The 12424-nt window shown below is 68.9% G+C and carries 9 protein-coding genes; 7 read left to right on the plus strand and 2 right to left on the minus strand.

From position 1 onward, the window contains the following. Nucleotides 1-186 precede the first annotated feature (186 nt). From K9U40_RS03410 to K9U40_RS03435, 6 genes are all read left to right on the plus strand, one after another. Nucleotides 187-1032, plus strand: a complete 846-nt coding sequence (locus tag K9U40_RS03410; RefSeq protein ID WP_282888813.1) for a chorismate mutase — start codon at nt 187-189, stop codon at nt 1030-1032. A 59-nt stretch (nt 1033-1091) separates the two neighbouring features. Then, on the plus strand, nt 1092-2255 hold the full coding sequence (gene hisC / locus K9U40_RS03415; RefSeq protein WP_282888814.1) for a histidinol-phosphate transaminase: 1164 nt from the start codon (nt 1092-1094) through the stop codon (nt 2253-2255). After that, nucleotides 2252-3193, plus strand: a complete 942-nt coding sequence (locus K9U40_RS03420; protein ID WP_282888815.1) for a prephenate/arogenate dehydrogenase family protein — start codon at nt 2252-2254, stop codon at nt 3191-3193. Before hisC ends, K9U40_RS03420 begins: the two co-directional genes overlap by 4 nt. Nucleotides 3194-3355: 162 nt before the next feature. Next, complete coding sequence (locus tag K9U40_RS03425; RefSeq protein ID WP_282888816.1) at nt 3356-4006, plus strand: DUF1007 family protein; 651 nt, start codon at nt 3356-3358, stop codon at nt 4004-4006. A 5-nt stretch (nt 4007-4011) separates the two neighbouring features. Continuing rightward, the gene (locus K9U40_RS03430; RefSeq protein WP_282888858.1) at nt 4012-5040 is read left to right on the plus strand and encodes a nickel/cobalt transporter; all 1029 of its coding nucleotides are present in this window, start codon (nt 4012-4014) and stop codon (nt 5038-5040) included. A gap of 209 nt (nt 5041-5249) precedes the next feature. Then, the gene (locus tag K9U40_RS03435) at nt 5250-8729 is read left to right on the plus strand and encodes an indolepyruvate ferredoxin oxidoreductase family protein (protein ID WP_282888817.1); all 3480 of its coding nucleotides are present in this window, start codon (nt 5250-5252) and stop codon (nt 8727-8729) included. A 69-nt stretch (nt 8730-8798) separates the two neighbouring features. Here K9U40_RS03435 and galU read toward each other — a convergent pair whose 3' ends face one another. After that, nucleotides 8799-9686, minus strand: a complete 888-nt coding sequence (gene galU, locus K9U40_RS03440; RefSeq protein ID WP_282888818.1) for a UTP--glucose-1-phosphate uridylyltransferase GalU — start codon at nt 9684-9686, stop codon at nt 8799-8801. A gap of 510 nt (nt 9687-10196) precedes the next feature. Here galU and K9U40_RS03445 point away from each other — a divergent pair. Then, nucleotides 10197-11522 (plus strand): lytic murein transglycosylase, encoded by a 1326-nt coding sequence (locus K9U40_RS03445; protein WP_282888819.1) that lies wholly within the window; start codon nt 10197-10199, stop codon nt 11520-11522. Nucleotides 11523-12021: 499 nt separating this feature from the next. Here K9U40_RS03445 and K9U40_RS03450 read toward each other — a convergent pair whose 3' ends face one another. Beyond that, nucleotides 12022-12279: a hypothetical protein gene (locus K9U40_RS03450; protein ID WP_282888820.1), complete on the minus strand. Its 258-nt coding sequence runs from the start codon at nt 12277-12279 to the stop codon at nt 12022-12024. Between the last annotated feature and the right edge of the window lie 145 nt (nt 12280-12424).

Raw genomic sequence — 12424 nt, forward strand, 5'->3', positions numbered from 1 at the left:
CAGGTGTGTATAAGAGACAGGCCGCCACGGCAGTGACCACCGGGTCTCCCGGGCATTGCGCGGCGCCGATCCCGGCCCCGGCACCGGAGCGCCGAACCGGGCGCGCGGCGGCCTCGCGCCAACAATCCTTTGATTCCGCGCCCCGTTCCGGCTAAGGCTCCCCCTCCCAGCCGCGCGAACGCCAAGATGCAAACTGAGACCCCGCTTTCGCTCGCCGACCTGCGCGCCGAGATCGACCGCATCGACGAGGCCATGCACCGCCTCCTCATGGAGCGCAGCGCGATCATCGACCGCCTGGTGCAGGTGAAGCGCACCGCAGGCGCGGAAAGCGGCTCCGCCTTCCGCCCGGCCCGCGAGGCCGACATGATGCGCCGGCTGGTGGAACGCCATGACGGCCTCCTGCCCCTCGACACGGTGGAGAGCATCTGGCGCGTCATCATCGCCACCTTCACCTATGTGCAGGCGCCGTATTCGGTCCACGCCGACCTTGCCGCGGGCGAACCGGCCATGCGCGACAGCGCCCGTTTCCATTTCGGCTTCACCGTGCCGTTCGTGCCCCATATGGGCGCGCGCGGCGTCATCGACGCGGTCAGGGGCTCGAAGGGCGACCTCGGCCTCATCGCCGCCGTCGCCCCCGCCGCCGGCGACCCGTGGTGGACCGCGCTGGAGGCCGAGGGCGCCCCCAAGATCATCGCCCGCCTGCCGTTCGTGGAGCGGGCCGACCATCCCGCCGGGCTGCCGGTATTCGTGGTCTCCCATCCCATCGACGATGCCGCCGTGCGCGAGGTCCGCGTCTATTCGCTCCGCGTCTCGGGGTGGAGCGCAGCGGCGGGCCGTGCCATACCCGCCTTCGCCGAGGTGGTGGTGGCGCCCGATGAGGCGCTCGACGGCGCGGCGCTCCTCGTCTCCCTGCCTCCCGGCCATGGGGTGGACGAGGTGATCGCAACCCTCACCGAGGCCGGCGCCGGCATCCGAGCCGCCGCCGAGGTGGGCAGCCATGCCGCCATCCACAAGGTGGGCGCAGAGGCGTAAGGGCAGACTGCCAAGGGCCGCCGGGCGGCCCGATCCGTCAGGTTCCGGAGTATGTTGAGATGTCCGCCGTGCTGAAAGACCCGATCCCCGCCCCCGGTCGTCCGCAGCCGCGGCCCGGCGTGCTCGCCATTGAAGCCTACGTGCCCGGCAAGAGCCACGCCCCCGGGGTGGAGAAGGTCTTCAAGCTCTCCTCCAACGAGACCCCGCTCGGCCCGAGCGAGAAGGCGGTCGCCGCCTTCGCCGAGGCCGGCCGCAAGCTGGAGGACTATCCGGACGGCTCGGCCACCGTGCTGCGGCAGGCCATCGCCACGGCCTATGGGCTCGATCCCGCGCGCATCATCTGCGGCGCCGGCTCCGACGAGATCCTGAACCTCGTGGCCCACACCTATGTGGGGCCGGGCGACGAGGTGATCTTCAGCGAGCACGGCTTCCTCGTCTACAAGATCGCGACGCTGGCCTCCGGCGGCACCCCGGTGGTGGCAAAGGAGCGCGACCTGACCGCCGACGTGGACGCCATCCTGGCGCTGGTGACGCCGCGCACGCGCCTCGTCTTCCTCGCCAATCCGAACAATCCCACCGGCACCTACCTGCCGTTCGACGAGGTGCGCCGCCTGCACGCCGGCCTGCCCGCCAACGTGCTCCTGGTGCTGGACGCGGCCTATGCCGAATATGTCCGCCGCAACGACTACGAGACCGGGCTGGAACTGGCGCTCACCGCCGACAACGTGCTGATGAGCCGGACCTTCTCCAAGATCCACGGCCTCGCCGCTTTGCGCATCGGCTGGGCAGTCGGCCCGGCCCATGTGATCGACGCCATGAACCGGGTGCGCGGCCCGTTCAACATGAACACCCCGGCGCTGCTGGCCGGCGCCGCCGCCATCGCCGATGCCGCACATGTGGAGAAGGCGGTGGCGCACAACGAGCGCTGGCTGCCGTGGCTGACGGAGCAGATCGAGGGGCTCGGCCTCAAGGTCACGCCCTCCGTCGCCAACTTCCTGCTCATCCACTTCCCCGACACCCCCGGCCGCACGGCGAAGGAGGCGGATGCCTTCCTCACCCGGCGGGGCCTCGTGCTGCGGCAGGTGTCGTCCTACGGCCTGCCTGGCGCCCTGCGCATGACGGTGGGGACGGAGGAGGCCAACCATCTGGTGGTGGCCGCCCTCGCCGATTTCATGTCAGGCCAGGATTCGGCCGGCAAGGAAACGGCGGGGAACGACAAGTGATCCGCCCCCTCGTTCCCCGCCTCGCCATCATCGGGGCGGGGCTCATCGGCTCGTCGCTCGCCCGCGCGGCGCGGGAGAAGCACCTCGCCGGCACCATCGTGGTGGCCGATCGGGACGCCGCCGTCTGCGCCCGCGTGCGCGAGCTGGGCTTTGCCAGCGAGGTGACCCAGAGCGCCGCCGAGGCCGCCAGGGACGCCGACATCGTCGTCGCCTGCGTGCCCGTGGGCGCCTCCGGCGCGGTGGCGGCCGAGGTGGGGCCGCATCTGAAGCCCGGCGCCATCCTCTCGGACGTGGGCTCGGTGAAGGCGTCGGTGGTGGAGGCCATGGCGCCCTTCGTGCCGGCCCACGCCCATCTGGTGCCGGCCCATCCCGTCGCGGGCACGGAATTCTCCGGCCCCGACGCCGGCTTTGCCACCCTGTTCGAGAACCGCTGGTGCATTGTCACCCCGCCGGAGGGGGCCGATCCCGCCGCCGTGGATCGCATCGTCGCCTTGTGGCGGGCGGCGGGAGCGAACGTGGAGACCATGAGCGCCCAGCACCACGATCTGGTGCTCGCCATCACCAGCCACGTGCCGCACCTCATCGCCTACAACATCGTGGGCACGGCGGCGCACCTGGAGGAGACGCTGACCTCCGAGGTGATCAAGTTCTCGGCCGGCGGCTTCCGCGACTTCACCCGCATCGCCTCGTCCGACCCCACCATGTGGCGCGACGTGTTCCTCGCCAACCGCGAGGCGGTGCTGGAGATGCTCGGCCGCTTCACGGAAGACCTCACCGCGCTCCAGCGCGCCATCCGCTACGGCGACGGCGACGCGCTGTTCGAGCATTTCACCCGCACAAGGGCCATCCGCCGCTCCATCATCGAGCAGGGCCAGGAGACCGCCGCCCCCGATTTCGGCCGCCGCGCCGCGGAAAAGCCCAAGCACGAGCAGAGCTGACACGGCTGCGGCCGGCCCCCTGTCACGCCACCGGCAAGAAACTGTGCCACTGGGGCGTGCCACGCTTCCGCCGAAGTCCGGGGCGAGGTGATACCCGGCCCGGATTCGGGGATGCACCCGCACCCGCGGCATCGACGGGCCGGTGAACGAGGACGATTGCCGATGACGCCGCGCACCGTGACGGTCGCCCTGAGCCTTGTGACCGCGCTCCTGTTCGCCGCTTTCGCGCCGCGCCCGGCGCAGGCGCACCCCCATGTGTGGGTCACCATGAAAAGCGAGCTGGTCTATGACGCCAGCGGCCGCCTCACCGGTGTGAAGCAGAGCTGGACCTTCGACGACGCCTTCTCCGCCTTCGCCCTGCAGGGCATGGAGAAGCGCAAGGACGGCGGCTATGGCGACGACGTGCTGAAACCCCTCGCCGAGGTGAATGTCACATCCCTGAAGGAATACAATTACTTCGTCGTGGGCAAGACGGCGACGGCCAAGCTCGCCTTCAAGGACCCCGTCGATTATTTCCTCACCTACGAGAACGAGCTGCTCACCCTGCACTTCACCCTGCCGCTGGAGAAGCCGGTGGCGGCGAAGGGGACCACCTCCCTCGAAATCTACGACCCCACCGCCTTCGTCTCCTTCGCCTTCAACGAGAAGGACGCGGTGAAGCTCACCTCGGCCCCGGCCGGCTGCACCCCGGAGGTGATCTCCCCCGAGCCTCCGGCGAGCCAGACGCTGAACGAGGCGTTCTTCTCCAACCTCACCTCCGCCAGCGCCTATGGCGCGCAGTTCGCCGACAAGATCACGGTGAAGTGCCCGTGAGCCAGATGACCGTGAAGGCGCCGGCCGGGGCGAGGCGGCCCATGCGCCGGCTGGCCGTGCTGCTGCTGGCGCTGATCGCCGCCCTCGCCTTTGCCCTGCTGGCGGCGCTGGTGCTCTATCCGGACCTCGCCTTCGCGCAGGGCTTCGGCGGGGCGCCCAAGACCTCGCCCTTCGGCCTCGGCGGCACGGCCCAGCCCACCGGCATCACCGGCTTCATCCTCGCCCGGCAGGCGGAATTCTACCGCGCTCTGGTGCAGGCGGTGCGGGCGAGCAAGCAGGACGGCAACGCCACCTTCCTCCTCGCCGGCCTGTCGTTCGCCTATGGCGTGTTCCATGCCGCCGGCCCCGGCCACGGCAAGGCGGTGATCTCCTCCTATCTTCTCGCGGATGGCGGCACGCTCCGGCGCGGCGCGGTGCTGGCGCTGGCCTCGGGCATGGTGCAGGCGATCGTCGCCGTCGCCTTCGTGGGCGTGCTGGCGCTGGCGCTGAACGCCACCGCCGTGTCCATGGCGCAGGCCATGAACTGGGTGGAGATCGCGGCTTATGGCGGCATCGGCCTGTTCGGCCTCTATCTCGCGATCGTGAAGGGCCGCGCCCTCGTGGCCGCAGCGCGGGGCGTGCCGGTCCACGCCCACGGCGCCGATTGCGGCTGCGGCGATGTCCACGCCCCCGATCCCGCCTTGCTCGAGGGCAGGGGCGGCTGGAAGCGGGCGGCGGTGGCGGTGGTCTCCGCCGGAGCGCGGCCGTGCTCGGGCGCCATCCTGGTGCTCACCTTCGCCCTGTCGCAGGGCGTGTTCGCGAGCGGGGTGGCCTCCGCCTTCGCCATGGGCCTCGGCACCGCGCTGATGGTGACGCTCATCGCCGCCATCGCGGTCTATGGCAAGCGCCTTGCGGTGCGGCTCGCCGGCCGCGACGACCGGCGAGCCGTCTTGCTGCGCCTCGGCGTGGAGCTGGGGGCCGCGCTGCTGGTGATGGTGTTCGGCTTCGCTCTGCTCACCGGCTATCTGGAAAGCGAGCGCCTGCTGCCGGGCTGAGCGCGTCGTTTCCAGCCTCCGGAATGCTGCATCGCCGTCAGACACATGCCGCGATGCGCCAAAATGCGCCACGCCTGTCTTTTGAGCAATTTCGTTGCGCCTTGAGTTAGAACAACGAAATTGCGGGGTGCGACACTCCGTGCCAGCCTAACGGAAAGGGTTGCGGCGGCTTGGCTTGAGCTTCGCCTGCGCCCGCTCCGGAGGCGCCCATGGCCCTGTCGCCCGTCTCGCTCGACGACAAATACGACCTCACCCAGGAGCGCGTCTTCGTCTCGGGGACGCAGGCGCTGGTGCGCCTCGCCTTGATGCAGAAGGAGCGCGACCGCCGCGCCGGCCTTAACACCGCGGGCTACGTCACCGGCTATCGCGGCTCGCCTTTGGGCGGGCTCGACCAGCAGTTCCTGCGCGCCGAGAAGATCCTGAAGGCCAACGACATCAAGTTCCAGTCCGGCCTCAACGAGGACCTCGCCGCCACCGCCCTGTGGGGCTCCCAGCAGGCCGAGCTCCGGGGCGAGGGCAAGTATGATGGCGTGTTCGGCCTCTGGTACGGCAAGGGGCCGGGGGTGGACCGCTCCGGCGACGTGTTCCGCCACGCCAACAATGCGGGCACCTCCCGCCACGGCGGCGTGCTCGCCCTCATGGGCGACGACCACACCTGCGAAAGCTCCACCACCGCCCACCAGAGCGAGTTCCACTTCGTGGACGTGATGATCCCGGTGCTGAACCCGGCCGGGGTGCAGGAGATCATAGATTACGGCCTCTATGGCTGGGCCCTGTCACGCTTCTCCGGCGCCTGGGTGGGCCTGAAGGCGGTGAAGGACACCATCGAGTCGACCTCCATCGTGGACGGGCGGCTGGACCGGGTGCGCATCGAGCCGGCGCTGGGCTTTGCGATGCCTCCCGGCGGGCTCAACATCCGCCTCGGCGACACCCCCCTCGCGCAGGAGGAGCGGGTCCAGGAATACAAGCGCGACGCGGTGCTGCACTTCCTGCGCGCCAACCGGCTCAATCGTTTCATCACGTCCGGCGGGGCGCGCCCGCGCATCGGCATCGCCACCGTGGGCAAGTCCTATCTGGACGTGCGCCTCGCGCTGGACGAGCTGGGCATCGACGAGGTGCGCGCCAACGATCTCGGCCTGCGCATCTGGAAGGTGGCCTGCCCGTGGCCGCTGGAGACGCAGGGCCTCAAGGAATTCGCCCGCGGCCTCGACCTCATCATGGTGGTGGAGGAAAAGCGCTCCCTCATCGAGGTGCAGGTGCGCGAGGAGCTGTACGGCACCGCCAACCAGCCGGTCTGCATCGGCAAGAAGGACGAGGAGGGCCGCTGGCTGTTCCCGGTGAAGGGGGCGCTCGACCCCAACGACATCGCCATCCAGCTCGGCCGCCGCCTGCTCGCCTATGGCGATATCCCGGACATCGCCGCCCGCGTCGCCGAGCTGGAGGAGGCCCAGCGCGTGCTCGCCGCCACCTCGGACGTGGCCACCCGCATTCCCTATTTCTGCTCCGGCTGCCCGCACAACACCTCGACGAAAGTGCCCGAGGGCATGCGAGCCTATGCCGGCATCGGCTGCCACTACATGGTGCAGTGGATGGACCGGGAGACCACCGGCTTCACCCAGATGGGCGGCGAGGGCGCCAACTGGATCGGCGAATCCTCCTTCTCCAGGCGCCCGCACGTGTTCCAGAATCTCGGCGACGGCACCTACAACCATTCGGGCTACCTGGCCCTGCGCGCCGCCTGCGCCGCCAAGGTGAACGTCACCTACAAGATCCTGTTCAACGACGCGGTGGCCATGACCGGCGGCCAGAAGCACGACGGCGACCTCACCGTTCCGGTCATCGCCCGGCAGGTGGCGGCGGAGGGCGTCGAGCGGGTGGTGGTGGTCACGGACGAGCCGGACAAGTATCCGCCGAACACCCACTGGCCCGCCGGCCTCACCATCTACCACCGGGACGAGCTGGAGACCGTGCAGCGGGAGCTGGCGGCCATTCCCGGCGTCACCGTGCTGATCTACGACCAGACCTGCGCCGCCGAGAAGCGGCGGCGCAGGAAGCGTGGCCAGTATCCGGACCCGGACAAGCGCGTGCTCATCAACGAGCGCGTGTGCGAGGGCTGCGGCGATTGCGGCGTGAAGTCCAACTGCGTCTCGGTGCAGCCGCTGGAGACCGAATGGGGTCGCAAGCGCGAGATCGACCAGTCCTCCTGCAACAAGGACTTCTCCTGCGTGAACGGCTTCTGCCCCTCCTTCGTCACCGTGAAGGGGGCTAGACCGAAGAAGGCGGCCGGCGCCGCCGGCGCGGCGGGCGGCTGGCCGGCGCTGCCGGAACCGGCGCACCCTGAGATCCACGGCACCTACGGCATCATCGCCACCGGCGTGGGTGGCACCGGCGTGGTCACCATCGGCGCCATCCTCGGCATGGCGGCGCATCTGGAAGGCAAGGCCTGCGGCATGATCGACATGGCCGGCCTCGCCCAGAAGGGCGGCGCGGTCTACAGCCACATCCGCCTCGCCAACGACCCGGCCGACATCACCGCCATCCGCGTGCCGGCGCGCGGGGCGGACGTGGTGCTGGGCGGCGACCTGGTGGTGGCCGGTACCAAGAAGGTGCTGGCGGCGGTGAAGCCCGGCAAGACCATCGTGGTGGTGAACACCCACGAGGTGCTGCCCGGCGACTTCACCCGCAATGCCGATTACTCCCTGCCCACCGAGCGCATCAAGCGCACCATCCGCGACCTCGCGGGCAGCGGGATGACCCATTTCATCGAGGCCAGCCGCCTGGCCCAGGCCCTGTTCGGCAACGCCCTGGCGCAGAACATCTTCATGGTGGGCTATGCCTACCAGTTCGGCGCCCTGCCGCTGTCGGCAGAGGCCATCGAAAAGGCCATCGAGCTGAACGGCGAGGCGGTGGCCATGAACAAGGCCGCCTTCCTGTGGGGCCGCCGCGCTGCCCATGATCCGGCCGCGGTGGAGGCCCTGGCGACGCCCAGGGGCGAGGTGACGAGCGACGCCCGCCGCCTCTCGCTGGGCCTCGACGAGGTGATCGCCCGCCGTGTCGCGGAGCTCACCGCCTATCAGGATGCGGCCTATGGGCAGCGTTATGCCGGGCTGGTGGAGAAGGTGCGGGCCGCCGAGGCGCAGAAGACCCCCGGCCGGGGCGGCCTGACCGAGGCGGTGGCGAAGAGCCTGTTCAGGCTCATGGCCTACAAGGACGAATACGAGGTCTCCCGGCTCTATGCGGACGGCGCCTTCCGCGCCCAGGCAGCCGCCGCCTTCGATGGGGACCTGACCTTCGAGTTCCACCTCGCACCGCCGCTTCTGGCCCGGCACGATCCCATCACCGGCGAGCCGCGGAAGATCACGCTCGGCCCCTGGATGATGCGGGCCTTCGGCCTGCTGGCGAAGCTGAAGGGGCTGCGGGGCACACCGTTCGACCCGTTCGGCTACAGCGCGGAGCGGCGCACCGAGCGGGCGCTCATCGGCGCCTACGAGAAGACGGTGGAGGAGCTGGTGACCGGCCTCGACGGCGCGAGCCATGCGCTGGCGGTGGCCATCGCCGCGCTGCCGGAGAAGATCCGAGGCTTCGGCCACGTGAAGGCGCGCAACCTGGCGGCGGTGCAGGCGGAGGAGGCCGAGCTTCTCGCCCGCTTCCGCGCCCCGCCGCAGGCCCCCGCCGTGGCGGCGGAGTGAGAGGAAAGCCGGCACGCGGCATTGGCGGTTTCAGGGGCCGGACGCCGCCGGCCCCTGAAACACCAAGCCTCAGTTGCCCGCGAGGATCGCGTTCAGCTCGGCGCGGAACTCGCCTTCGATGTCCGGGCGGGACAGGGCATAGGCCACGTTCGCCATGAGGAAGCCGATCTTCGAGCCGCAATCATAGATGCTGCCGTCGAAGCGCACCGCGAAGAAGGGGTCGGTCTCCTTCAGCTTCAGCATGGAATCGGTCAGCTGGATCTCGTTGCCGGCGCCCTTCTCCTGCTTCGCCAGCAGGTCGAAGATGGCCGGCTGCAGGATGTAGCGGCCGGAAATGGCGAGGTTGCTCGGCGCGGTGCCGGCCTTGGGCTTCTCCACCATCTGGGTGATGGCCTTGGCGCCCTTGGCCTTCTCCTCGCCCACGCCCACGATGCCGTACTGGTGGGTCTGGTCGTCCGGCACCTCGTAGACCGCGACGAGGTTGCCGCCGGTCTCGTTATAGGCTTCCACCATGGAGGCGAGGCAGCCCTGGCCGTTCTTCGGCATGTGCAGCATGTCGGGCAGCAGCAGCGCGAACGGCTCGTCGCCGATGATGTCGCGGGCGCACCACACCGCGTGGCCGAGGCCGAGCGGCAGCTGCTGGCGGGTGAAGGAGGTGGTGCCCGCCTTCGGCGTGTCCCGGTCGAGTTGCTCCAGCTCCTTGGTCTTGCCGCGCTCCTGGAGGGTGCGCTCCAGCTCGAACTGGCGGTCGAAATGGTCCTCGATCACCGCCTTGTTGCGGCCGGTCACGAACACGATGTGCTCGATGCCGGCGGCGCGCGCCTCGTCCACCACGTGCTGGACCACGGGGCGGTCCACGACGGTGAGCATTTCCTTCGGCACCGCCTTGGTGGCCGGTAGGAAGCGGGTGCCGAGACCGGCGACAGGAAGGATCGCCTTGCGAATGGGTTGACGCATCAATTCTGCCCCTTCTTTGCCAGACCGTCGGGTATCATAGAACCGGCTCCGATCAGGTGGGCCCCACCGACCGGATCGCAGCCGCCTCTCCCCGGGAAAGGAACGCCGATGGGCCGGCTTGCGACGCAGGCCGGCCAGCGTCTGCTCTAGCACACCCGCACAAGCCGCGCTGCATTGCAACTCGATCACGCTGCGCCGCACCAAATATATTCGGGCATGGTAACCCGACGGCAACAATCCGGGCGAATGGGCGGTGGCCTGCCCCCCGGGCCGGTGGACAACGCATTCCCCGGACTGGGATTCAGCGCCGATTCTCCGGCCGCATGGCCTCGATCCAGCCGGCACCGGCTCTTGCCGCGCCGCTGCGGGTAGCCCCGTCCCGCCCGGGGGCGTCCACGGGAATCTTGCCATCCATTAACCCCGGCGCAACCATATTGCCGCCCAGTAGAGTCCTATTCGGTGAGGTAAGGCGGCGGCAGAAGGACGCGCGCCGGGGAGGAAAGCTTGGCCATGGCTCAAACGACCTGCATGCGTGCCCTCAAGGGGACCTTCGTCGCCGGGCTCGCGCTCGCGGCGGCGGCGCTGATCACGCCGGCACGGGCGCAGGCCCAGACCACGGGCTCCATCTTCGGCCTGCCATTGGGCCAGCCGCAGGCGTCCGCCACCGGCGGCCATCCGCTGATGACGCCCCAGGCGCTGGCGGATGCCCAGGCCAACTTTCCCCAGTGCATCGCCAGCCTGTGGCCGCTGGCCCAGGCCAAGGGCGTCTCGCGGCGCACCTTCGAGCGCTACACGGCCAGCCTCGAACCCCAGATGAAAATCATGGAGTTCATGGACAGCCAGCCGGAATTCTCCAAGCCCATCGGCGCCTATGTGAACATGCTGGTCACCGAGTGGCGGGTGAAGAAGGGCCGGGAGATCCTGGAGCGCTACAAGCCCATCTTCGAGAAGGTGGAAAAGGCCTATGGCGTCGACCGCTATGCGGTGGCCGCCATCTGGGGTATCGAATCCACCTATGGCGACCCGGACGGCATCGGCCGGCGGAACGTTCTGGAATCCACCGCCACGCTCTCCTGCATCGGCCGGCGGCAGGACTATTTCCGCGACGAGTTCATCGCCACCCTCCAGATCCTGGAGAAAGACGATGTGCCCTACGACCACATGAAGGGCTCGTGGGCCGGCGCGTTCGGGCCCACCCAGTTCATGCCCACCTCGTTCCAGCGCTTCGCCGTGGACTTCGACGGCGACGGCAAGCGCAACGTGGTGGATTCCATCCCCGACATCATCGCCTCCACCGCCAACAACCTGAAGCTGGACGGCTGGGAGCTCGGCAAGGCCTGGGGCTACGAGGTGGTGCTGCCGCAGGGCTTCGACTACCGCAACGCCAACCGCTCCATCAAGCGCACGCTCGGCGAATGGAACACCATGGGCCTGCGCCGCGCCAGCGGCCTCGCCTTCCCGCGCCCGGCCGACACCGCCTACCTGCTGCTGCCCGCGGGCGCCAACGGGCCGGCCTTCCTGATGATGAAGAATTTCGACGCCATCCTGAAATACAACCCGGCCGACGCCTATGCCCTCGCCATCGGGCACCTGGCGGACCGGCTCAAGGGCGGCGGCGCCTTCGCCCAGTCCTGGCCGAAGGAGGAGCGCGGATTGTCGAAGGCCGAGCGGCAGGAGATCCAGTCCCGCCTCGCCCAGATGGGCTACGACATCGGCAATGTGGACGGCATCCTGGGCCAGAAGACCCGGGTGGCCATCCAGGACTACCAGGCGCGCTCCGGGGCGCTGCCCGACGGCTATCCCGACCTCCAGTTGCTCCAGCAGATGAGAAGGTAAGCGGCGACGCTGCTTTCCGGAAGGAAGAACACACCCGCCGGCCCGCCCGGCGGGATTGTTTTGGGGCGGTCCCGCCCTCCCAGCGCCGCGACGCCACCCTCTCCTGCTTGCGGCGGAGGGAGCAGGGTTGCGCAGACGGCTATCCGAGCCTGTCCGGCCCGGATCCGTGGCCTTGCCCGCCAGCAGCGCGCGATTTTCGCCCATTGGGCGTCGCTCAACCCGTATCGTTTCGCGGCCATCGCTGGGCTCCGTGCTCCAAAAACACGGAACCCCATGAATCAGCATTCTCCAGCCTTGGGAATCCTGAACGACGATCGCCCTCTAAATCCAACGAAGAGAACGCGTTGCCCGATCAGCTTGCGATGCAAGCTGATCGGCGCGTGCTCTAGAGCGCGATCCGATCAGATTGAATCAATCTGATCGGTGAATCGCCCTCTAACTTCAAGAAAGAGAACGCGTTGTCCGATCAGCTTGCGATGCAAGCAGATCGGCGCGTGCTCTAGCGCCTGCCCGCCCGATTGACTGGCCCGCCGCGGTTTGCCGGCGTTCCGGGGCGAACCCCCACACCACGCGCCCCGACGCCGGGCGTTGCCACCGCCCGCGCCGCAGGCCGCGGTCGAAGCACGACACCGGGCCTCACGACACACCCCGCCGGATACTCGACATACTGGCAGTACACGACGGCGCTGGCGGTATCGGTGCCGGCTGTGACACATCCAAGCGCAAGCAACGCGGATAGCATGATCGAAAGTCGCATGCTGACCTCCCCGGCTCAAGTTGGCTTAATCAAGTATATCGACAAGCCAACCGCACAATTCGTGCGTGAAATCGGGTCTATTCAAATCGGCTCTCCGAACCGACGCGGCGACCTGTAAATTATAACTTGTAGTACACTATGAGGG

It is taken from the genome of Xanthobacter autotrophicus (assembly GCF_030015065.1).
Lineage (GTDB): Bacteria > Pseudomonadota > Alphaproteobacteria > Rhizobiales > Xanthobacteraceae > Xanthobacter > Xanthobacter autotrophicus_D.